The following is a 21666-nucleotide window of genomic DNA, read 5'->3' as shown; positions in this document are numbered from 1 at the left end:
CACAGCTCAGGCTGCACCAGCTTGGACATTTCAGCAAAGGATATACATCATGCGATACAATCGCCTTGGTCACAGCGGTCTTTTTGTTTCTGAACTTTGCTTCGGCACTATGACGTTTGGCGGATCTGACGACATGTGGGGACAGATCGGCAAACTCCAGCAAGATGACGCAGACGGGCTGCTCAAAACAGCGCTCGATGCGGGTATCAACTTTATTGATACCGCCAATATTTACGCCACCGGTAAAAGCGAAGAGATCCTGGGACAGTCGCTCAAAAACCTTGGCGTCGCCCGCGAAGACGTGGTGATCGCCACCAAAGTGGTCGGCCCGATGGGCGAAGGCCCCAACGCACGCGGCGCATCCCGCGGACATATTATGGATCAGGCCAAAGCAAGCCTGAAACGTCTGCAACTGGATCATATTGACCTCTATCAGATCCACGGCTTTGACGCGGCCACACCAATTGTCGAAACCCTCGAGGCATTGGATACATTGGTGCGACAGGGCCACGTGCGGTATCTGGGCCTGTCCAACTGGGCCGCCTGGCAGGTGGTCAAAGCGGTGGGGATCACCGAGGCACGACGCCTGGCCCCCATTTCATCGCTGCAGGCCTATTACAGTGTGGGCGGGCGCGATCTGGAACGCGACGTGGTGCCAATGTTGCAGTCAGAACAAATTGGCCTGATGGTCTGGAGCCCGCTTGCCGGTGGCTTTCTCTCCGGCAAATTCGACCGCGACGGCAAAACCACAGAAGGCCGCCGCCTGACCTTCGACTTCCCCCCGATTGACAAAGACCGCGCCTATGACGCCATCGACGTGATGCGCAGCATCGCCGCTCAAAAAGACTGCTCGGTTGCGCAGGTCGCGCTGGCCTGGCTGCTGCACCAAAACGTTGTCACCAGCGTCATCATTGGCGCCAAACGTCAGGAGCAGCTGGTTGAAAACATTGGATCTACCAAGATCAGCCTAACCGCAGAAGAGCTTTCAGCGCTTGATAAGGTGACGCAGTTGCCTGCGGAATATCCGGGCTGGATGCTAAAACGGCAGGGCGAATACCGCGCCCATATGGCACAGCCGGAATAACCACCTGTGCGGGCTGCTTTGGCGGCCCGCAACCCTAGCCGAAAATAGACAGGTTCAGATCCTGCTTATCCCCCAACCAGAACGTATTGTCGGTGTGATCTTTCAGATGATCGCCGCTCGTTGCGTGGCAGAACACCGTCAATTCACCGCGATTGCTGATCAGCCAGGGCAGCAGCTTGCCAAACTGCTCGACATTACAGTCAAGCTGGCACGAGGGTGCCGGATGCGGGCCAATGGCCTGCGGATGCATATGGCCCAGATCCACGCCAAACCGCGCAGCCGCCTCTTCACACAGCTGACGCGCAGCCTCATATGAGCTTTCATCAAAATAGACATGGGCGTGAAAGCCGGTAATCTCGGCTGTTGTCATTGTGGTCTCTCCTTTTGGGGTCATTTTATGGGGCACGGTCATCTGCTGCTGATCGGCCAGAATACGCAGCCTTGGTGCATGCCGCCTGCGATACAAAAACCGCGCCCATGCCGCAAAGACTGGCGTCAAAATTCCAGCATCAATCTCGATCTGCTCCTCAATCCGGCAGCCAGCACCATCAGGCACAACACGCAGCGCGTGACGCCAGGATTTCACCCCTGCCCCAACCTCATGCGATTGAAACGTCATCGCCGCCGGATCAAGGCTGACAACGCGCATCTCATAGGGTTGATAGGGCAGTTTTCCAAACACCGAGACCTCTACACAAAGGTGCTGACCCTGAAAAATTGTCCCGGACGGGAGATTGCGAAACTTTAACACCCCGCCAGTCACGGTTTTCAGATGATCCAGATCCGTTGCCACAGCCCAGACCGCAGGCGCGGGATAAGGATAATCATGGGACAAGGTTACAGAGGCCGTCATGCAAACACCCCGAAAAACATGGTGAAATCCTGTTGTTGAGAGCCGCACCCGGGCGCGGCCCACTCTGTTTATCCGGTTTCCGACCTGTGCTGATCCAACAATCGCGTGAACCGCAAAGGTCCGGTTTTACTGGCGCAATGCTTCCAGGTCGATTTCCACGTCGATTTTGGGGCCAAGGCCAAAGGCGACCAATTTATCCATGCCAAAGTCGGTTCCATCAATCGTTGCAGAGGCCGAAAACCCGGTTTTGACGGTGGAACTGTCCCAGGGCAGCGGCATTTCATTGTTCCACTGCACATCCAGCGCGACCTCTTTGCTGACACCAATCATGGTCAGATCGCCGTAGACAAGCGCGGTGCGCTCGCCGGTCTGTTCGATCCGGGTGCTGTTAAAGGTGATCTCTGGAAATGCCGCCACATTCAGGAAGTTCTCCCCACCCATATCACGATCACGCACCTCGGAATTGGTGTCGAGGCTGTCTGACGCAATGCTCACAGAGACCGAGCTTTTGGTAACATCGTCCTTGTCAAAGCTGATCTCACCCGAGACCGCGCGAAACAACCCGCGGGCATTGGCCCAACCAGCGTGGCTGATGCTGAAGGTCACCCAGGTGTGATCCTCATGCACGGTATAGCGATCTGCGGCCTGAACCATTGGCGCAAGCGCCATCACAAAAGCAGCAGCAACAGCAGAACGGGAAAAAAGAGACATATTTGATCCTTTCCTAAAACAAGCGTTTTTACGTCCAGAAACATTTCTGCCCCTGAACGATATGGGTCACTGCACAAGGATGTATCACTGATGATTTTGTTGATTAATGTGACTGTTATTTAATTACTATCGCCACTACGTTTATAATTATGGATCGACTAGAACTAATGAAAACCTTTCTGAAGGTCGCGGACACCGGCTCTTTCACCGCCGCGGCTGACCGGTTGGATATGACCCCGCAACTGGCCAGCAAATACATCCGCGCCCTCGAAGAGGAGCTTGGCGCGCAGCTGTTTCACCGTTCGACCCGACGTGTCACCCTGTCTGAAACCGGCACCGCCTTTTATGCCCGCTGTCAGCGTCTTGTTCTGGATTATGAAGAACTCAGAGCCGATGTGCGGCAGGATCGTTGCGCGCCGCGCGGAGAGCTGCGCATCACCGCACCCCATTGTTTTGGCGAAAAATATCTGATCGACGCGCTTGCGGATTTCTCAGAGCTTTACCCAGGCATTCACGCAACGCTTGAACTCACCGATCGATATGTCGACCTGCTCGAAGAGGGGCTAGATCTGGCCATTCGGGTTGGCAGCCTTGCGGATTCCTCATTGATCGCGCGCAAACTCGGGGTGACCTCAGTGGTGCTTTGCGCAAGCCCCGATTACCTGGCGCAGGCACCGGATCTCACAGCTCCCGAAGATCTGAAACAGCAGGCCTGCATCGTGGATACAAACTTCAAGCTGCGCAACAAATGGACCTTCCAGGTTGATGGCTCCCCAAAAACCTTTGAAGTCGACAGTCGCATCAAGATCAACAACGCCAGCGGCGCGCGCGCGCTGGCCTTAAAAGGGCGCGGTATCATTTTGACGCCCCGCTACATGGTCGACGATGACATTGCGGCTGGTAGGTTGGTTGCGGTGCTAAAAGACCATCTGATCACAGAGCTGGCCATACACGCGGTCTACCCGTCGACGCGTCACCTCACCGCGCGGGTGCGCCGCTTCATTGATTTTGTCGCAGATCGGGTTTCAGGCCAGGTCACCGGCCTGCGCTGATCACCACCTCACCGCAAAAACGCAGCCCTAAACCGCCAAATCATAGCCAAACAGCTGCCCGAACTGCGGGTTTTTGTCTTTGATCCCGGCCAGGCGCAGCATGTGCCACGCAAGCGCCAGATTGCTGGAAATCACCGGCTTTCCGATCTTGGCTTCGGCCTGCGCAATCACATCAAGACAGCGCAAATTCGTGCAGGACACAAAGACCGCATCACAGGCATCCTGCTCAGCCACAGCCACAATCGCCTGCAGGATCGACGCTTCGCTGATCCGCGCGACCACCCTGTCATTGCCCTCTTCAAAGGATCCAAACCCGGCGATCTCAAACCCGGCATCTTCTAGCCTTTGCCTCATTTTCATCGATACTTCAGGCACATATGGCGTAACAAACCCAAACCGTTTGATCCCCATCGCCCGCCCCGCAGCGATCACCGCCGCCAGCGGATCTGTGACCTGCGCGCTGGGGCACAGCGTCTGAACCGCCGCCGCCACACGTTGTGAGCCAATCACTGTTGATGCCGACGTGCAGCCAAAACCAATGGCATCAAACTGCAAGGCTGGCGGCAACAACCGGGCCGAGGCAGGCAGATCCTGCTCCATCCGCAACAGCGTCTCCGGGCGAATTTCCGGCACCATCGCAATACGGCTGTGATACAGCGCAACCCCAGCGCACCGGATGATCCGGCAAAACTCAGCTTCCAGCGTCTCATCGGTTTCCAGCACAATAACACCAAGATTGGCCCGCGTGCCGATCCCCGCGTCGGTTTCAAATGAAAGCTTCATCTTCCCCCTCCTGATCACCGCCCTTCAGAGTACTGGCAGCTCCGCCGCCGCACGCTGGCTCAACAGTTGCGCCCCTTCTGCGCGCACCACGATGTTTTCTTCATGCACCATAATGCGCCCGTCGCCATAGCTCAGCGAAGGCTCAAGCGTCAGAACCATATTCTCGCAAATCACCGTCTCGTCCCAGGCGCAGTGCGACGGCCATTCCGTCAGCTGCATTCCCAGCCCATGGCCAAGCCGCCCCACATCTCCACCCTGATCATCCAGTTCCGCGATCACGGATTGCATCGCCTGAAACAGATCGCTGCAACGCGCACCCGGACGCGCGGCTTCAATCCCCGCTTCTGTTGAGCGCCACAACACGTCATAGGCCCGCCGCGACGCATCATCGGCCTGACCAATGGCCCAGTTGCGATCAAAATCACAGAAATACCCATCCCAGCTCGCGCCCGTGTCCATCATCAAAATATCACCACGCGCCAAGGGCCTGCGCGAGGGCGGCGAGATCACATCGTGATAGCCCCCCTGATCCGCGCTCCCAACCAGATAGGGCACATCATCCGCCCCCTGCGTGAGCGCCGCACAGCGAAACGCGCGAAACACCTCTTCCAGCGGCTGCCCCTCAGAGGCGAACTCGGGCACCTGGGCAAAACTGCGCGACCCAATAGCGCAGATATGGGCAAGCTTTGCGATCTCGGCCTCAGATTTCACCATGCGCAAGGCGCGGATAATCTCAGTGCAATCAACCACTTTGATCCCCGAAAGCCCGGCCATCAGCCGTTCATAATCCCCCAGCGGCATCCGCAGATGGGTCTCATGACCTTTCATCAGACCAATCACAGCCCCGCGCGCCTCATACTCTGACAGCAGCTCGCGCAGCAGGCTGATGCCGTCGTCTTTGGGATCCGGCGCGCTCCAAGTTCGGATATCGCTGATCCAGCTACGCCGCATCAGATCCGCACCAATTTCGGGAATAATGGCGATGGGTTTGCCCTCAGCCGGAACAAACAGAAACCACGGCCGCGTCGGGCTTTGCCAGAACAGCGTGTGATAGCCGCTGAAATAGCGCACCTCAGGCTCGGTGGTCAGCAACATGCCTGCAAGACCAGCCGCTGCCATTTTCTCCTGCGCGGCGGCAGTGCGGCGGGCAAATTCTTCTACCTCAAAGCCACGTGTGGGAAGGGTCATGCCTCCTGCTCCTTCTGCTGCGGCAGCCGATCCTGCACCAACCTCACCCAGAACTCTGCGCCAATCGGCAACAAGGCATCGTTGAAATCATAATCCGAGGCATGCAGCGGACGGCCGTGCGCGCCGCTTTCGCCATTGCCAAGCAGCAAAAAACACCCCGGCACCGCAGCCGCGAAATGCGCAAAATCTTCCGAAAAACTCATCGGCGCGCGGTCGCGCAGCAGCGTGCAGCCCTCGGCGATCTCGGCGGCCCGATACACCGCCTCAGCAGGGGTTTGTGCATTGATGGTTTCCACAAACTGGGTGTCAAAATCCACGCTGGCAGAAATACCATGCGCCGCAGCAATGCCCGCAACGATCTGGCGCATAAACTGTTCAATACTCACGCGATCTTCGGGGGAGCGGGCGCGAAAATCACCTTTCAGCGTGACATTGCCCGGCAATACATTGCGCTGCCCGTCCGACAGGAATTCTGTCACCGAAACCACCGCACCCGACGCCGGAGCAAGCTTGCGCGCCACAACAGTCTGCAGCGCCAGCACAATCTCTGCGCCCACCGTGATCGCATCCACACCCGCCTGCGGCATCGAGGCATGACCACCCCGGCCCTTCACAGTGATCTCAAACAGGGTTTCGCTGTTGCAGATAATACCCGCGCGGGTCGAAACCTGCCCTAACGGCGCCCCCGGCAAATTGTGGATGGCGTAGATTTCTTCAACCGGGAACCGCTGCAACACCCCTTCGTCGAGCATCGCCTGCGCGCCCAGACCGTGTTCTTCGTTTGGCTGAAACAGCAACACTACGGTGCCATCAAACCCTTGTTCCTGCGCCAGACGCTCGGCCGCGCCCAGCAACATTGTGGTGTGGCCATCATGGCCGCAGGCATGCATCACCCCTGCATTCAGCGACACATAGTCATGCTCAGAGGTTTCACTGATCGGCAGCGCATCCATATCCGCGCGCAGGGCAATCGCCCGATTGCCGCTGCCACAGCGCAGCACACCAACCACACCGGCCCCTTGGTGCACCTCGATCCCAAGCGCGCGCAGCCGATCCGCAACACAGGCTTTGGTCCGCTCCTCCTGAAACCCCAATTCAGGATTTCGGTGAAGATCGTGACGCAGCTCGGTCAGTCGTGTGGCTAGGTCGTTCATGTTATATTCCGCTGTTGATTTTCTTCATTGTTACAAAGAGACGATGCGCGATTTGCATCAATTATCCTGGCATCTGGCAGAATTTCTTGCACCAAAGCGCCATTTTGAGATCATTTCACTCAGCGCCAGCCAGACCGCCGTGCCGATTCACGCAGCGCCCGGTGCCTGCCTCAGATCGGCAGCGACAGGCCAACCTTGGTGCGATCCATCACCACCGAGGTGCGAAATCGGCGCACATTGGAGTTTTCAAAAAACAAACGATGCGTCAGCGCTTCAAAATCCGCCATATCCTGCGCGGCACAGACCAGAATGAAATCCGCTTCGCCGGTCACATAATAACATTGCTGCACTTGTGGTTCGCTGCGTACCCGTTTGCGAAACAGGTCCAGTTGCTGCAGCGTTTCTCGATCCAGTTCAACAGATACCACAAAAGTCATCTTATAGTCGAACTTACTGGCATCAAGCAGCGCCACTTCCCTTAGGATCAGCCCGCTTTCCCGCAGCCGTTTCAGCCGCCTTTGCACCGAGGGAACTGACAGGCTGCAGGCCTGTGCCAGCTGTTCCAGCCCGATTCGACAATCCTGCTGCAGCGTTCTCAGGATTGTAAGATCCGTATCATCAAGTTCGACACCCATGAAAAATCCTCGCGCTCATAGTGGTTCATGCGAAATTTAATTACGAGATTAAAGCGTATAATGAAAATAACACACAGTCGAATTGGCAAATACTTTTAGCTCAAACACAAGCGGATGGACCCGATATGACCAGCACCAACTCTCTTGGCTTCGCTCCCGACTTTGCCCGCGCGCTCGAATTTTTTCAGACGCAAGACAACTACGATGTGTCTCCGCTCACAACGATCGATGGCCCGCAGGGCATCAGCGTCTTTGCCAAGGATGAAACCCAGCGCATGGGGCTTGGCGCGTTCAAGGCCCTTGGCGCACCCTATGCGGTGGCTCGCCTGCTGGATCAGGCCTGGCAGGAAAAAACCGGCGAACAGCTGACGCCCGCGCGCTTGCAAGACGCCGATATCCGCGACTTTGCCGCGCAACATACCTTTGTCTGCGCCAGCGCGGGCAACCACGGCATTGGCGTGGCAGCGGGCGCACGCGCCATGGGGGCCTCGGCCCGTATTCACCTAGCCAAAACCGTGCCCGAAGACTTTACCACCCGCCTTGAGACACTCGGGGCTCAAGTGGTGCGCTCGGGCGATGTCTACGATGAAAGCGTCGCCGCCGCGATTGCCGATGCGGACAACAGCGGCGCGATCCTGCTCGCCGATGGCACCTGGCCCGGCTACACCGACATCCCCAAATGGGTGATGGAAGGCTACTGCGTCATCGCCGAAGAAATGCGCCAGTCCTTTGAAGCCACGGGCATCTGGCCTACCCATGTCTATTTGCAGGCGGGTGTTGGCGGGCTCGCCGCTGCCATGGCCCATATGATCCGACACAATTGGGCCGAACAGCCCGAACTGATCGTTGTTGAACCCAAAGCCGCCGCCTGTCTGAAATCCAGCCATCTCGCAGGGGAACCCACCCGCGGCGACGGGCCAGATTCCGAGATGGGCCGCCTTGACTGCAAAGAGCCCTCAATCGTTGCCTGGAACGTGCTGGAGCGCTGCAATGTGACCTATGAAACACTCACCGAAGCCGAAGGCAAAGCCGCCGCAGAGGCGGTTACGGCATTGGGCCTCGCCACCACCCCCTCGGGCGCAGCGGGCTACGCCGCCCTGTGCAAAAGCGCCGCCGCACACAGCAACCCGCAACACATGCGGCCTCTTGTGATCATCTCAGAAGGGCTGGGCTGATCACCCAGCCACCAGCTGTGGCGCACCTGCGATATTAGCGTTCAGCAAATGCGAAAAAACAGGGATACCTGCAACGTTCGCGCACGGCCTTGGTCGGCATGCGCGAACACATTTGCCACGATCCAAAGAGATAAGGCCAAGGGCAAAACTCTATTCAGCCAAGGGATCAATGGCCCTTGCAATGCCAATTCAATACGCTATCTAAACTGCTCAGTTCACATTGCCTAAAAAGGCTTTACCGCTTCGTGACCGACAGTAAGATCAACTCCAAGTGCCGCACATAATTATTGCCTGCGCGGGGCACCCTTTGATCACTGCTCGATTGACAAAGCCCAGGACAGCACCCGCGGAATTGGAGCTCGAAAATGACATTCAAACACCTGCTTTTGCCACTGCTGTGCAGCCTCGCGCTGACACCCGGCGCGCTCAGCGCCCAGTCAAACTCCCAGTCCAACAACCCGCCCAGCACCGATATTCTGAAACCGGTCAAGCTGATGAAAATTCAAAGCGGCCCTCAACAGGTAGAACGACGCTTCTTTGGTCAGGTGGCTGCAAAAGAAACTGTGGATCTCGCCTTTCAGGTCGCCGGTCAGGTGTTCAAAATGCCCGTAGCCGAGGGAGAGACCATTCCCCAAGGCACCATGATTGCCCAGTTGGACCTGGAACGTTTCGAGCTCCAGCTGGAGCAGGCGCAACTGCGCAAAGAACAGGCCGATCGCACCAAGGCGCGCAATGAACGTTTGTCCGGCACCGTCAGCCAGGTGATCATCGAAGACACCGAAACCGAGGCAAAGCTTGCAGATGTCTCCCTGCGCAACGCCCGCACCGATCTGCGCCACGCCACCCTGCTTGCCCCCTTTGATGCGCTGATCGCGCGGCGCGAAGTTGCGCTTTATACAACTGTGGCGGCTGGTGCCCCGATCGCACGCATCCACGACATGTCCGAGCTGCACATCGAAATCAATGTGCCCGAAGTGCTGTTTCAGAACTCCAACGAAAGCGACACACTCACGCTCAACGCGCAGTTCCCCGGCTCTGACATCCGCTACCCCGTTGAAATCCTGGAATATGCTGCCGAAGCCTCAGCCGTGGGTCAGACCTTCCGCGTCACTCTCAAGATGAAACCACCCAGCGACCGTCAGATCCTGCCCGGTGCCTCCACCACGGTAAACGTTGTGGTAAAAACCGGCGAAGAGCGCATCACCCTGCCCACCACCGCCATTGTGCCTGACGCCAGCGGCAACCCCGGTGTGCTGGTGTTCAACGCCGAAGGCGACACCGATCAAGGCAGCCTGCGCTGGAGCGCGGTGACAATTGAACCCAGCCAGTTTGGCGAAATCTACGTGACAAGCGGCCTTGAAGGCGGGCAGGAAATTGTGGCCACCGGCGGCGGCGCGCTTGCAGACGGCGCGCAGGTGCGCCGTTTCACCGGCTTTGCAAACTGAGGTCTGAGCGATGGATATTGCACGCACCTCAATCGACCGGCCACTGTATACTTGGCTGATCATGCTCATTGCCCTTCTGGGTGGGATCTGGGGCTTCATGTCGCTGGGTCGGCTGGAAGACCCGGCCTTTACCATCAAAGAAGTGGTTGTTTTCACCCCCTACCCCGGCGCCAGCGCCGAACAGGTCGCGCTTGAGGTTTCAGAACCGCTGGAATCCGCGATCCAGAAGATGGAGGAAGTGAAAGAGATCACCTCCACCAACCGCCCCGGCATGTCCCGCATCGGTGTGGAATTCAAAGACACCTACGCAGGCGATGAGCTGCCACAGATCTGGACCAGCCTGCGCGCCGAAGTGCGCGATGCTGCCCGCGCCCTGCCCGAAGGCGCGGGCCAGCCGCAGGTCAACGACCGTTTTGGCGATGTTTATGGGATCTTTTACGCGGTGACGACGCCCGGGTTCTCAGACGCGGAAATCTACGAGCTCTCCACCTATCTGCGGCGCGAACTGCTCACGGTGGACGGGGTCGCCGATGTGGAAATCGCAGGCATCCGCGACGAGGCGATCTATGTTGAACCCCGCATGTCAATTGCAACCAACCTGGGCATCTCGTCCCAGGCAATTGCCAATGCAATCTCCACCTCGAACTCAGTAACACCTGCGGGTGATTTTGAACCGGGCGATGCCAAGATCCGCATCACCACACCCGAAGGCAGCGATTCCGTGTCGGAAATTGCAGGCCTCACCGTGGGCTCGCAGGGCGAAACCATCAAAATCACCGATATCGCCCATGTCTGGCGCGGCCGCACGGATGATCCCTCGCTGCTTATTCGCCACAATGGCACCGAAGCCTTTACCATCGGGATTTCAGGCATTGCGGATGAAAACATCGTTGATGTGGGCAACCGGGTCGACGCCAAACTTGCCGCGCTCGACAGCGTGCTGCCCTACGGCGTTGAGCTGCAGCCAATCTACCAGCAACATGTGGTGGTGGATGAATCCTCAAATGCCTTCCTGGTAAACCTCGCCATGTCGGTCTCTATTGTAGTGGTGGTACTGGCGCTCTTTATGGGCTGGCGCGCCGCTGTTGTTGTGGGCACCACGCTGCTCCTTACCGTTGTCGGCACGCTTTTGTTCATGGCGCTGTTTTCCATTGAAATGGAACGGATCTCGCTGGGCGCGCTGATCATCGCCATGGGGATGCTGGTTGATAACGCCATTGTGGTTGCCGAAGGCATGCAGATCGCCATGCATCGGGGCAAAACCTCGCGCGAGGCCGCCACTGAAGCTTCCGCAAAAAGCCAGATCCCGCTTTTGGGGGCAACCGTCATTGGCATCATGGCCTTTGCTGGTATTGGTCTCAGCCCGGATTCCACCGGTGAATTCCTGTTCTCGCTGTTTGCGGTGATTGCCATGTCGCTGCTGCTCAGCTGGGTACTGGCGCTGACGGCAACGCCGCTGCTGGGGCATTACTTCTTTAAACAGGGCAGTGGCGATGCAGATGACGCCTATGGCTCACTGCTGTTTCGCGCATACGCCAATATCCTGCGCGCAGCGCTCAGATTGCGCTGGCTGGTGGTCGCGGCCCTTGTGGGCGTGACTGCGCTGTCGTTTGTTGGCTTTGGCCAGCTGCGTCAGCAGTTCTTCCCGGATTCAAACACGCCGATCTTCTTCCTGCATTATAAACTGCCGCAGGGAACATCGATTGAAACCACCTCCCGCCATCTGGAGACCTTTGAAAACTGGCTGCAAACCCGCGAAGAAGTGGTGGATGTCTCAGCCTTTGCCGGACGTGGCGCAACCCGCTTCCTGCTGACATACGGAGCCCAGCAGGGCAATCCCAGCTACGGGCATCTGATCATCCGCACTCGCACGCTTGCAGACATCCCTGCGCTGCGCGCCGACTTTGATGCCTTTGGCAAAGCCGCCTACCCCGAAGGTGAGTTTCGCACCGAACGGCTGGTGTTTGGCCCCGGTGGTGGTGCCCAGATCGAGGTCCGTTTTTCAGGCCCCGATCCCAAGGTGCTGCGCGCGCTGGCGGATCAGGCCATGACCGAGCTCGCGGCCTCATCGGACAAGCTGCGCAACCTGCGTCATGACTGGCGCGAACAGGAACTTGTGCTCAAACCGATCTACGCCACCGACCGCGCCCAAACCGCGGGTGTCACCCGCGAAGACATCGCAGGCGCGTTCACCTTTGGCACCACCGGCGTTACCACCGGCCAGTTCCGCGAACGCGAACGCCAGATCCCGATTGTGCTGCGCCAGGCCCCGGAAGAGCCCGACAACCTGATGAATCAGGTGGTCTTCTCCAGCGCCGCAGGGGATTGGGTCCCGGTTGAGCAGATGCTCGACGGCCTGTCTTATGAGGTGGAAAACACCCAGGTTCAGCGCCGCAACCGGGTCTATACGCTGACGGTTGGTGCCGACATCACCCCCGATGTGACCGCCGCAACCGTGTGGAATGCGGTGCATAAAAACGTCGAAGCCATCGAACTGCCCCCCGGCTATCTGATGGAATGGGGCGGTGAGCATGAAAACTCCTCCGACGCCAACGCATCCCTTGGCAAACAGCTGCCGCTGTCGCTTTTGGTGATGGTGTTGATCTCGGTGGTGCTCTTTAACGCGCTGCGCCAGCCGATCATCATCTGGCTGCTGGTCCCGATGAGCGTAAACGGCGTGGTTCTTGCACTGATGGGAACCGGGCTGCCGTTCACCTTTACCGCGCTCTTGGGGCTTCTCAGCCTCTCGGGCATGCTGATCAAAAACGGCATTGTTCTGGTTGAGGAAATCGACATCCAGCGCGGCGAAAGCACGGACGATCTGCGCGATGCCATTGTCACGGCCTCGGTCTCCCGTCTGCGCCCGGTAATGCTGGCAGCGTTGACCACGATCCTTGGCATGGCCCCGCTGATCAGTGATGCGTTCTTTGTGTCGATGGCGGCCACCATCATGGGTGGTCTGGCCTTTGCCACCATCCTCACGATGATTGCAGCGCCGGTGTTTTACATGATCTTCTTTGCCCGCGAAGACCGCAGGCAACGCGCTGCTGCACAAGCTGCATAAAATCAAAAAAGGGCGCCGCAACGGGCGCCCTTTTTACATCAACAGATCTCGCTTTATTGGTAGTTTTTTCTGCGCGACATCTTCCCGATCCCTGGGTTGATGCTGTTGGTGGGATCAACCGATTTATAGAACTCCGCCAGATCCGGCTTGGCTGCATAAAGATGACCCACGTTATGTTCCGACGGGTATTCCGCCCCGCGCTGGTCCATGATCTCAAGCATCATCGCTTTGACCTTTTTGGGGTCTGAACCTTTTTTGACCACATAATCCTGATGCATCACATGGCACATGAAATGGCCATAAAGAATGCTGTGCACCAGATGATCGCTGATCTCAGAGGGCAGGTTTTCAAACCAATCCTCATCATTGCGTCTGAGGGCAATATCCAGCGCCAGAATGTCTTCGACCTCACTGCGATGCACCGCCATATAGCGCGCACCCGCCCCCGCCGCCGCAAACCGGTGCAGCCCCGCCAGTTTTGCTTCGCGCGGAGTGCATTCAAAGAACTCAATCCCACCTGTCGCCTGCATTTCCTTGAGCATGGCACGGGTTTCATCAATGCCGCCGTCATGGGCTTTGATGATCAGATGATGCGGATATTTGGCGCGATAATCGCGCATCTTGGCAGGCAGCATATCGGGCCAGAGCCTGCCGAGGAACTGCATAAACCGATCGGTGAAATTGCCCATAAACGGAACTTTTGCCAGCCGCGCATCCACCGCGCCTTTTAGGGCAAACAGCGCAGGCAGCCGATCAGTGCCAAGCTTGTCGATCAGGATCAGCGTATCCTTGCCGTATTTATCTGCAATATCAAACGCTTCTTCATGCAGATATTCCGCGCTCACCGGCAGGGTTTCAAACTCACCCAGAATGCGGTGACGGATCTTTGTAAGCTCTGTGGTGTCTTTGGTGCCCACATAAAACGTGCCGGTGGATTTATAGTCTTCAAACGTATCCAGGCGCACCGCAAAGACAATCAGCTTGCCGCCACAGCCCGAGACCTCATAGAGACGGTTTTTATCCGCATTATAGCGCGAGGGCGTATCGGCCTTAAAATCACGCACCAGCTCAACATAGTTGCTGTCAGAGGCCTTGCGCTCATCATTGATGATCTCGCCCAGACGCCCCTCTTGCAGGTTGGTCAGGATCTCTTCCGGGCTGTCACCCAGCTCAATGCCAAGGTGGTTCACCAGCTCCAGCTCACCCTCAGCGTTGATCTGACCAAACAGCGCAAGCTCAGTATAGGCCGGGCCACGTTCCACCAGCGAGCCGCCGGAATTGTTGCACACGCCACCCACCACGGTGGATCCAATGCTGGTACTGCCAATCACCGAATGTGGCAGGCGTTTCAATGGTGCCAGCAGTTTTTCCAGCGAAAACAACGTCGCCCCCGGAAAGCTGATCACCTGCGCGCCGTCATTGATCAGCTGCAGCCCATCCAGACGCCGGGTGTTGATCAAAACCACACCGCGATCATAGGTGCCCTTTGGGGTGGATCCTTCGGTAAGGCCCGTGTTGGCCGCCTGCATGATCACGATCTTATCGGCGGCAACGCAGGCTTTCACCACCTGCCATTGCTCCAACAGGGTGCCCGGCTGCACCACCGCCAGCGCATCCCCCTCGCCTGAGCGAAAGCCCAGACGAAACGGGCGGGTTGCGCTTTCATGGGTCAACACATTGCGGCGGCCGACAATCCTTTGAAAGTCCTGGATAAGATCTTGATCAGTCATAGCGCCCTCTTGTTAGCGAAACCGCAGATTTTCTGGTGTCAGCTGGTCGACCCGCTTCACACCCATCAGCTTCATGCCACGCTCAATCTCCGCACGCATCAACCCCAAGGCCCGTTCCACGCCGGGCTGACCTGCCGCCGCCAGCGGATAGAGGTAGAACCGCCCACCGCCCACAGCTTTGGCGCCCAGCGACAGCGCCTTGAGCACATGGGTGCCGCGCTGAATGCCACTGTCCATGATCACATCAATCTCATCGCCCACTTCGTCGACGATCTCTTTCAACTGATCAAACGGCGTGCGCGACCCGTCGAGCTGCCGCCCACCGTGGTTTGACAGCACAATACCGGTGCAACCAATGTCGACGGCGCGGCGCGCATCCTCGGCGGTCATCACACCCTTCAGGCAGAACTGCCCATCCCAGTCGCGCACCATCTCAGCCACATCATCCCAATTCATCGACGGATCCAGCATCTCGCTGAAATAGCCGCCGATGGAACTGGCGCCGCCGCTCATATCCACAAACTCATCCAGCTGCGGCAATGAGAACTTCTCATGGGTCACATAGTTGATGCCCCACATCGGCCGGATGGCAAATTGGATCATACCGCCAAGCGTCAGCTTGAACGGAATGGAAAAGCCGGTGCGCAGATCCCGTTCCCGGTTGCCGCCGGTGATGCTGTCGACCGTCAGCATCATCACATCCACCCCCGCCTCTTTGGCGCGCTGCATCATGGCTTTGTTGAGGCCACGATCCTTGTGGAAATAGAACTGATATACCTGCGGCGTCTTATGTTTCTTGCGCATCTCTTCCAGGCTGACAGTCCCCAAAGAGGACACGCCAAACATGGTGCCGAATTTTTCGGCCGCCGCCCCCACAGCGCGCTCCCCATCATGGTGGAACAGGCGCTGCAATGCAGTGGGCGAACAGTAGATCGGCATATCGAGCTTTTGCCCCATCACCGTCACCGACATATCCACCTCATTCACGCCCTGCAGCACCGATGGCAGCAGATCGCAGCGATCAAAGGAGGCCGTGTTTTCGCGGTAAGTCACCTCATCGTCTGCTGCCCCATCGATATAGTTAAAGATGGGGCCAGGCAGGCGCTTCTGCGCCAGTTTGCGAAAATCCTGGAAATTATGGCAATCGCTCAGTCTCATTGATGGAACTCCAGCTTAATAAGCAACAGATGGCAGCCAGGTCGCCAACGCGGGCCACAGGAACACCATGGCAAGACCGGTCAGCTGCAGGAGCACAAACGGGATGATACCTTTGTAGATATCCATCAGCTTGATTTCCGGCGGGCACACACCTTTGAGATAGAACAGCGCAAATCCAACCGGCGGCGTCAAGAAGCTCGTCTGCAACGTTACGGCAACAAGGATGACAAACCACAGCAGCGACGGCTCATCGATGGCTTCAAAGCCAGGAATATCCAGACCCAGACCATTGATGATCGGACGCATCAGCGGCAGCACGATCAGGGTGATTTCGATCCAATCGAGCACAAAGCCCAGCAGGAACACCAACAGCAGGATGGCAATCACGGTACCATTGGGGCCAAGGCCGGTGCTCTGGATCATGTGTTCGATCAGCTCATCCCCACCCAGTTCACGCAGAACATAGGAAAACACCGTCGCACCCAGGAAGATCGCAAAGATATAGGCCGTGGTGTTAAAGGTGGATTTCAGCACGTTCACCAGTTTGGAGAAACTCAGCTTACGATAGCCAAGCGCCAGCAGGGTTGCCCCCAATGCGCCCACGCCAGAGGCCTCGGTAGGGGTGGTCAGACCGGCAAAGATCGAACCCAGCACCGCCAGGATCAGCGCAAGCGTTGGCAAAACCGCAATCAGCACGTCTTTGACCGCAGCCCAATCCGGCGCTTTTGCCCCTTCTGGCAGCGGGGCCAGATCCTTTTTGACCTGCGCCATCACAAAGATATAGGTCAGATACAGGCCCCCGATCAGAACACCGGGGAAGACAGCCGCCATAAACAGATCACCAACCGACAGCGCCATTTGATCCGCCATGATCACCAGCATGATCGACGGCGGGATCAAAATACCCAGCGTGCCCGAAGCAGAGACCACACCCGCGGCCAGCGAAGGGTTGTATTTCTGCTCCATCATGGTGGGCAGCGACAGCACACCCAGCAACACAACAGACGCGCCAATAATCCCGGTCGAGGCCGCAAGGATAATCCCAATCAGCGTCACTGTGATCGCAAGGCCACCGCGCACGGTGCCAAACAGACGCTGCATCGATGTCATCAGACGTTCGGCCACACCGGATTCATCCAGCATCAGACCCATAAAGATAAACATCGGCAGCGCCACCAGAACCGCATTCGACATGGTGGCATAAACCCGGTTCACCACCGCGCCCAGCGTCAGATAATCAAGCCCGGTAAAGGTGCTTTCCAGCCCGGTCCACAGCATCAGGTCATTGTCAAAAAGATAGGCAAGCCCGCAGTACAGAACCCCGATCCCCGCCAGCGTCCAGGCCACCGGAAAGCCGGTGAACAGCAGCGCGATAAACGACAGGAACATGGCAATAACCAGCTTCTCCTCGGTGGTTTCCACCAGGAAGGTCAGCGCGGTTGCCACCAGCGCAAAGGCAAACAGCGCCCAGAACACCACCCGCAGGTTCTTGCCCACGCGCTCCCCTTCGGCATTGGAAAACAATGCATGCAGGTCATGGATCAATCGGGCCAGCGCAGCCAGACCCAGCAAGACAAAGGAGAACGGAATAACCGCTTTCAGCGCCCAACGTGCAGGCAGGCCGGTGGGGCTGTCGGAACGTTCATTCACCCGCCAGCTTTCATAGAAATAGTCATAGCCCTGATCCACCATCAGATAGATGAACGGAACCAGCAGCGCCAGAATACCAATGATTTCAATCACTCGCTGACTGCGGCGGTTCAGCTGCATATGCAAAAGATCCACCCGCACATGGCTGTCAGTAACCAGCGCAAAGGACACGCCAATCATGGTCACCAGACCATAGAAATGCCACTGCAGCTCGTCGAGCTTGGGATAGTTTTCATTAAACAGATAGCGCATCGCCACCTGGCTCACGATAGCGAGAACCAGCAGAAGGTTTGCCCACATAACCACTTTGCCAACGCCTTTGACAAAGCCGTCAAGTGCAAGGGCTATGGGCTGTCGATCCCGATCTTCATGTTCCTGGATCTGCTCATAGACATCTACGATGTCATCATTTTGCTGTTGTGGTGTGGTCATTGGTTCCTCCGTCGGTGGTCTGCCCGATGATCTTGCCGGTGGTGCGGCGCATGTGCGTTGCATCTTTTGGTGCAAGCTTCAGGCCGGTGGTGGGGCGCATCATCTCCTGCGCAGGCCACGGTCCGCGGTCAATTCGAGTGGAATTCAAGGAATTGCAAAAGGGGGAAGCAAACCCGCTCCCCCCTCAAAGAGCTGTGTTCGTTGCCGCTTACTTGCGCGGCAGGAACGCGTTTTCTTTCCAGATCGCGTAGCCGTCGCGGAACGCGGTCAGATCAGCCAGAACTTCAGCAAAATAAGCGTCATTTGCCGCTTCTTCTGCTGCAACTTCTTCCCAGGTGGTGCGGAAGGTGTTCAGCATGTCTTCGTTCCACTGTTTGATCTCAACACCGTTGTTTTCAACGTTGTCGATCAAAGCCGCGTGCTGGATCGCTTCGCCTTCGGCAAAGCTGTCCGCCATCGACGCCTTACAGGTGGTTTCGATGATCGCTTTGTGCTGATCAGAAGCTTCGTTCCAGACGTCTTTGTTCACAAGCAGTTCAAACACGGTCGCCTGCTGGTGCCAGCCGGGGAAGTAGTTGAATTTTACCAGCTTGTGGAAGCCAAGACGCGCATCAATCGCAGGCATGGAGAACTCGGTTGCGTCGATCGCACCTTTTTCCAGCGCCGGGAAGATTTCACCACCCGGCAGCAGCGAGGTTGCAACGCCCAGTTTCTGCATCACTTTGCCACCCAGGCCAAAGAAGCGCATTTTCAGACCATCAAGATCTTCGGGGGCGTTGATTTCTTCTGCAAACCAGCCAGAGGTTTCCGGCGCGATGATGGCACAGGGCAGAACTTTGACGTTGTAGCCCGCCTGATCATACATGTTCTGGTACAGATCCATGCCGTTGCCGTAATACAGCCACGCCATGTATTCACCCGCTTCCGGGCCAAACGGAACCGCGGAGAACAGCGGCGCAGCCGGGATTTTACCCGCCCAATAGCCAGCGGTGGTGTAGCCCGAGTTGATCTTACCGGAGGATACCGCATCCAGGATCTCAAACGGGGGCACCAGCTTGCCCGGCTCGTACACTTTCATCTTCAGCGTGCCGCCCGACAATGTGGTCAGCTGCTCGGCCACGCGCGGGATCGGCGAGCCCAGACCCGGCAGCGCAGTCGAGAACGCAATCGGGGTTTTCAGCAGCAGTTTGTCAGCAGCTTCCACGGCAGGTGCCGCAAGTACGGTTGTTGCAATGGCAACAGAGGCCAGCGTCTTTTTCATGATGTCTCCTCCAGAAGTTCAGCGCAGGTTTTGAAGCCCATGCCAGTGGTAAATATTCTTTACCTAAGTACTGGTAATTATTATTTACCAATTACGATGGTCAATCATTAATTTTTCAGACGCCGCCAATCGGGAGGTGAAAACGGCCATTTCGGGATGCCATTGCATACAGAAAAGTGCGGGAAATTTTTCCGAACCGTTAGGTTTCAATCGCTTAGGTGAAACCCGCAAATCGGTATTTCTGGGTATACAGCCCTTGCCCTACACCACCACGTGATTATGGTATGCAAAGCCTGTCTTGAACCAAAAAGAAGCCGTCTGATGGACCACACCAGTGAATTGACCAGCCCATTTGAGCCCGTTTTCAACGAATCGATTCCCAATGCGGTGGTGGAACAGATCGAAACCATGATCATTGATGGCATCCTCAAAGAGGGGATGAAACTGCCCTCCGAACGGGAGCTCGCCGAAACAATGAACGTCTCGCGCCCCAAGCTGCGCGAAGCGTTGCAGATGCTCGAAGACCGCGATCTGGTCACCGTGCGCCGGGGCGAAGGCACCTTTATTGCGCCCCTGATCGGCCGCGCCATGTCGCCTGCCCTGCTGGCGCTTTATTCCCGTCACAACCGCGCGTTTTATGATTATCTCGAATATCGCCGCGCCCAGGAAACCTTTGCTGCCCGCCTCGCGGCAGAACGCGCCACCCAATCCGATCGCGACCGGCTGCGTGATATTCTGGCCCGGATGCAAACCGCCTGGGAAGCAGATGATTTTGAGGCCTCGCAGGCCGCCGACATCAATTTCCACGCCGCCATTGTTGATGCCAGCCAGAACACCACCCTGATTCATATGATGGCCTCGATCTACGATCTGACCAAACAGGGGCTGTTTTATAATCGCAAGTTCCTGCGCACCCTCGATGGCACCGGCCGCGCCCTGCTCAGCCAGCACGAAAGCATCGCAGACGCCATTTTCAGAGGCAATTCAGAAGAGGCGGAACAGGCCGCACTGTTCCATCTGGACTATGTGGAGCAATGTTTCCGCAAAGGTCAGGCGCAAGAGCAGCGGGAACGGCTCGCCGCCAAACGGCGCACTTTTGACCTGCGCTAATCGCGCCGCGCAACCAACAGTTAAGATCAGGCGAAATCCGCAGTCGCGCCGAAACCGGTCATAAATCCAAACCGCACCAAACGGCGCTTGGGGCGGATCTGATCCGGGGTACGCAGATGTAAAGGCACCGCCTGCAAGGTCGCGCGGCACCGTTGCGCCATATAGTTTTTACGCGCCAGATCATCGCCCGCCAGCAACAGCAACAGCCGCTCTTCCGAGACACACAGCCACATCGCATCATAGTCTTCATCACAACAAGGCGGCACGCTTGCTTTGAAAAAAGCAAATAGCACCGGCAGCGCCACGGCGATCGGATCGTCGCGCAGCAACTGGCTGAGATTATACTCTGATTGCTCTACTGTTGTGCCAAACCGCCGCCAGTCGCGATAAATCGACACCAGCAGCTGTTCATCCTCGCTCAGATTTTCAAAGCGGATCGCTGTAGTTTTTTGAAATCGAACCATCCCAGTATTTTCCAAGGTATTTATGTCTGCAGAGAGTGGGTGGCGGCTGCGACCTTGTAGGTTCCAACGTGTAAAAGTTTTGCGACAATTTCAAGACACTCTTACAAATAACGACGTTCCGCCCCACTGCTAGGCGCACACTGGGGACTAAGACTACACAGGGGAGAGCGGGATCGGGCGCTGTTCCTCAATCGCTTCCATTGCAAAGAATGAGGTCACCGTCTCCAGCTCAACCCCATCGATCAGCAATTTGTAGCAGCGGTCATAGTCCGCCATATCGCGCGCCACGATCTTCAGCATGTAATCATACTCGCCCCCAATACGGAAAAAATCGATCACATTGGGAATGGTACGCACATGGCGGCGGAACGCGGTCAGCCACTGGGCCGAATGATGCCGCGTTTTCACCATCACAAACACCACCAGATCCGCGCCCAGCTGCGCCCGATCCAGCACCACGGTGCGCCCCTCGATCACCCCAGCCTCTTCCAGCGCCCGCAATCTGCGCCAGCAGGCGTTTTGCGACAGCCCCACCTTATCCGCCAATGCCCGCTGCGACAGGCTGGCATCCTGTTGCAGCGCTTCCAGCAGGTGACAATCTATTTGATCTATCTTCACTGCAATTTCCGATCATATGACACGCAGATGGGATGTATCATGCGTCAAAGAGTAATGAAATCACACCCCTTAGGTGTCAGAATTCCCTCAACACCTTAG

At 57.1% G+C, this 21666-nt stretch carries 19 protein-coding genes; 6 read left to right on the top strand and 13 right to left on the bottom strand.

What is annotated here, in order from left to right; genetic code table 11:
- Positions 1-49 precede the first annotated feature (49 nt).
- Positions 50-1084: an aldo/keto reductase gene (locus tag GG681_RS14945; RefSeq protein ID WP_153548838.1), complete on the top strand. Its 1035-nt coding sequence runs from the start codon at positions 50-52 to the stop codon at positions 1082-1084.
- Positions 1085-1118: 34 nt separating this feature from the next.
- Here the strand turns inward: GG681_RS14945 and GG681_RS18075 are convergent, their stop codons facing one another.
- Both GG681_RS18075 and GG681_RS14935 read right to left on the bottom strand, forming a co-directional pair.
- Positions 1119-1937, bottom strand: coding sequence for a DOPA 4,5-dioxygenase family protein (locus GG681_RS18075; RefSeq protein ID WP_153548837.1), 819 nt, complete (start codon positions 1935-1937; stop codon positions 1119-1121).
- A 126-nt stretch (positions 1938-2063) separates the two neighbouring features.
- Positions 2064-2648: a YceI family protein gene (locus GG681_RS14935; protein WP_214645149.1), complete on the bottom strand. Its 585-nt coding sequence runs from the start codon at positions 2646-2648 to the stop codon at positions 2064-2066.
- Positions 2649-2815: 167 nt separating this feature from the next.
- Here GG681_RS14935 and GG681_RS14930 point away from each other — a divergent pair, with 167 nt between their 5' ends.
- Positions 2816-3700, top strand: coding sequence for a LysR family transcriptional regulator (locus GG681_RS14930; protein ID WP_194287194.1), 885 nt, complete (start codon positions 2816-2818; stop codon positions 3698-3700).
- A gap of 27 nt (positions 3701-3727) precedes the next feature.
- Here GG681_RS14930 and GG681_RS14925 read toward each other — a convergent pair whose 3' ends face one another.
- The 4 genes from GG681_RS14925 to GG681_RS14910 form a co-directional block, all read right to left on the bottom strand.
- Positions 3728-4483 (bottom strand): maleate cis-trans isomerase family protein, encoded by a 756-nt coding sequence (locus tag GG681_RS14925; protein WP_153548835.1) that lies wholly within the window; start codon positions 4481-4483, stop codon positions 3728-3730.
- Positions 4484-4507: 24 nt separating this feature from the next.
- Entirely contained in the window at positions 4508-5671 is a 1164-nt protein-coding gene (locus GG681_RS14920; RefSeq protein ID WP_153548834.1) for a M24 family metallopeptidase, read from the bottom strand.
- Positions 5668-6825 carry an amidohydrolase gene (locus GG681_RS14915; RefSeq protein WP_153548833.1) on the bottom strand — a complete coding sequence of 386 codons (1158 nt, stop codon included), beginning with the start codon at positions 6823-6825 and terminating at the stop codon, positions 5668-5670. Before GG681_RS14915 ends, GG681_RS14920 begins: the two co-directional genes overlap by 4 nt.
- A gap of 170 nt (positions 6826-6995) precedes the next feature.
- Positions 6996-7460 (bottom strand): Lrp/AsnC family transcriptional regulator, encoded by a 465-nt coding sequence (locus GG681_RS14910; protein ID WP_153548832.1) that lies wholly within the window; start codon positions 7458-7460, stop codon positions 6996-6998.
- 125 nt (positions 7461-7585) lie between these two features.
- Between GG681_RS14910 and GG681_RS14905 the strand changes: the two genes are divergently transcribed.
- From GG681_RS14905 to GG681_RS14895, 3 genes are all read left to right on the top strand, one after another.
- Entirely contained in the window at positions 7586-8635 is a 1050-nt protein-coding gene (locus GG681_RS14905; RefSeq protein ID WP_153548831.1) for a diaminopropionate ammonia-lyase, read from the top strand.
- 365 nt (positions 8636-9000) lie between these two features.
- Complete coding sequence (locus GG681_RS14900) at positions 9001-10080, top strand: efflux RND transporter periplasmic adaptor subunit (protein WP_153548830.1); 1080 nt, start codon at positions 9001-9003, stop codon at positions 10078-10080.
- 10 nt (positions 10081-10090) lie between these two features.
- A complete protein-coding gene (locus GG681_RS14895) occupies positions 10091-13144 on the top strand; it encodes an efflux RND transporter permease subunit (RefSeq protein WP_153548829.1) in 3054 nt (1017 codons plus the stop codon).
- A 53-nt stretch (positions 13145-13197) separates the two neighbouring features.
- Here GG681_RS14895 and dld read toward each other — a convergent pair whose 3' ends face one another.
- The 5 genes from dld to GG681_RS14875 form a co-directional block, all read right to left on the bottom strand.
- A complete protein-coding gene (dld, locus tag GG681_RS14890; protein ID WP_153548828.1) occupies positions 13198-14874 on the bottom strand; it encodes a D-lactate dehydrogenase in 1677 nt (558 codons plus the stop codon).
- 12 nt (positions 14875-14886) lie between these two features.
- The gene (locus tag GG681_RS14885) at positions 14887-16032 is read right to left on the bottom strand and encodes an alpha-hydroxy acid oxidase (protein WP_153548827.1); all 1146 of its coding nucleotides are present in this window, start codon (positions 16030-16032) and stop codon (positions 14887-14889) included.
- Positions 16033-16047: 15 nt separating this feature from the next.
- On the bottom strand, positions 16048-18114 hold the full coding sequence (locus GG681_RS14880; protein WP_153548826.1) for a TRAP transporter large permease subunit: 2067 nt from the start codon (positions 18112-18114) through the stop codon (positions 16048-16050).
- Positions 18089-18217, bottom strand: coding sequence for a hypothetical protein (locus GG681_RS18030; protein WP_268969009.1), 129 nt, complete (start codon positions 18215-18217; stop codon positions 18089-18091). Before GG681_RS18030 ends, GG681_RS14880 begins: the two co-directional genes overlap by 26 nt.
- Positions 18218-18322: 105 nt before the next feature.
- Complete coding sequence (locus GG681_RS14875; protein ID WP_153548825.1) at positions 18323-19375, bottom strand: TRAP transporter substrate-binding protein; 1053 nt, start codon at positions 19373-19375, stop codon at positions 18323-18325.
- 321 nt (positions 19376-19696) lie between these two features.
- Between GG681_RS14875 and GG681_RS14870 the strand changes: the two genes are divergently transcribed.
- Positions 19697-20485, top strand: a complete 789-nt coding sequence (locus tag GG681_RS14870; protein WP_153548824.1) for a FadR/GntR family transcriptional regulator — start codon at positions 19697-19699, stop codon at positions 20483-20485.
- A gap of 26 nt (positions 20486-20511) precedes the next feature.
- Here the strand turns inward: GG681_RS14870 and GG681_RS14865 are convergent, their stop codons facing one another.
- Together GG681_RS14865 and GG681_RS14860 are read right to left on the bottom strand one after the other, a co-directional pair.
- Positions 20512-20949: a hypothetical protein gene (locus tag GG681_RS14865; RefSeq protein WP_153548823.1), complete on the bottom strand. Its 438-nt coding sequence runs from the start codon at positions 20947-20949 to the stop codon at positions 20512-20514.
- 153 nt (positions 20950-21102) lie between these two features.
- Positions 21103-21573, bottom strand: a complete 471-nt coding sequence (locus tag GG681_RS14860; protein ID WP_328593412.1) for an Lrp/AsnC family transcriptional regulator — start codon at positions 21571-21573, stop codon at positions 21103-21105.
- Positions 21574-21666 lie beyond the last annotated feature (93 nt).

It is taken from the genome of Tritonibacter aquimaris, from assembly GCF_009617595.1.
Classification (GTDB): domain Bacteria; phylum Pseudomonadota; class Alphaproteobacteria; order Rhodobacterales; family Rhodobacteraceae; genus Epibacterium; species Epibacterium aquimaris.
The sequence above is the reverse complement of the archived record's forward strand: the minus strand, read 5'-3'. Positions and strand labels throughout refer to the sequence as shown.

What these genes read in the sequence shown, in the direction of transcription:
- GG681_RS14945 (WP_153548838.1), top strand. Translation starts at nt 50, where the DNA reads ATGCGATACAATCGCCTTGGTCACAGCGGTCTTTTTGTTTCTGAACTT.
- GG681_RS18075 (WP_153548837.1), bottom strand. Translation starts at nt 1,937, where the DNA reads ATGACGGCCTCTGTAACCTTGTCCCATGATTATCCTTATCCCGCGCCT.
- GG681_RS14935 (WP_214645149.1), bottom strand. Translation starts at nt 2,648, where the DNA reads ATGTCTCTTTTTTCCCGTTCTGCTGTTGCTGCTGCTTTTGTGATGGCG.
- GG681_RS14930 (WP_194287194.1), top strand. Translation starts at nt 2,816, where the DNA reads ATGAAAACCTTTCTGAAGGTCGCGGACACCGGCTCTTTCACCGCCGCG.
- GG681_RS14925 (WP_153548835.1), bottom strand. Translation starts at nt 4,483, where the DNA reads ATGAAGCTTTCATTTGAAACCGACGCGGGGATCGGCACGCGGGCCAAT.
- GG681_RS14920 (WP_153548834.1), bottom strand. Translation starts at nt 5,671, where the DNA reads ATGACCCTTCCCACACGTGGCTTTGAGGTAGAAGAATTTGCCCGCCGC.
- GG681_RS14915 (WP_153548833.1), bottom strand. Translation starts at nt 6,825, where the DNA reads ATGAACGACCTAGCCACACGACTGACCGAGCTGCGTCACGATCTTCAC.
- GG681_RS14910 (WP_153548832.1), bottom strand. Translation starts at nt 7,460, where the DNA reads ATGGGTGTCGAACTTGATGATACGGATCTTACAATCCTGAGAACGCTG.
- GG681_RS14905 (WP_153548831.1), top strand. Translation starts at nt 7,586, where the DNA reads ATGACCAGCACCAACTCTCTTGGCTTCGCTCCCGACTTTGCCCGCGCG.
- GG681_RS14900 (WP_153548830.1), top strand. Translation starts at nt 9,001, where the DNA reads ATGACATTCAAACACCTGCTTTTGCCACTGCTGTGCAGCCTCGCGCTG.
- GG681_RS14895 (WP_153548829.1), top strand. Translation starts at nt 10,091, where the DNA reads ATGGATATTGCACGCACCTCAATCGACCGGCCACTGTATACTTGGCTG.
- dld (WP_153548828.1), bottom strand. Translation starts at nt 14,874, where the DNA reads ATGACTGATCAAGATCTTATCCAGGACTTTCAAAGGATTGTCGGCCGC.
- GG681_RS14885 (WP_153548827.1), bottom strand. Translation starts at nt 16,032, where the DNA reads ATGAGACTGAGCGATTGCCATAATTTCCAGGATTTTCGCAAACTGGCG.
- GG681_RS14880 (WP_153548826.1), bottom strand. Translation starts at nt 18,114, where the DNA reads ATGACCACACCACAACAGCAAAATGATGACATCGTAGATGTCTATGAG.
- GG681_RS18030 (WP_268969009.1), bottom strand. Translation starts at nt 18,217, where the DNA reads ATGATGCGCCCCACCACCGGCCTGAAGCTTGCACCAAAAGATGCAACG.
- GG681_RS14875 (WP_153548825.1), bottom strand. Translation starts at nt 19,375, where the DNA reads ATGAAAAAGACGCTGGCCTCTGTTGCCATTGCAACAACCGTACTTGCG.
- GG681_RS14870 (WP_153548824.1), top strand. Translation starts at nt 19,697, where the DNA reads ATGGACCACACCAGTGAATTGACCAGCCCATTTGAGCCCGTTTTCAAC.
- GG681_RS14865 (WP_153548823.1), bottom strand. Translation starts at nt 20,949, where the DNA reads ATGGTTCGATTTCAAAAAACTACAGCGATCCGCTTTGAAAATCTGAGC.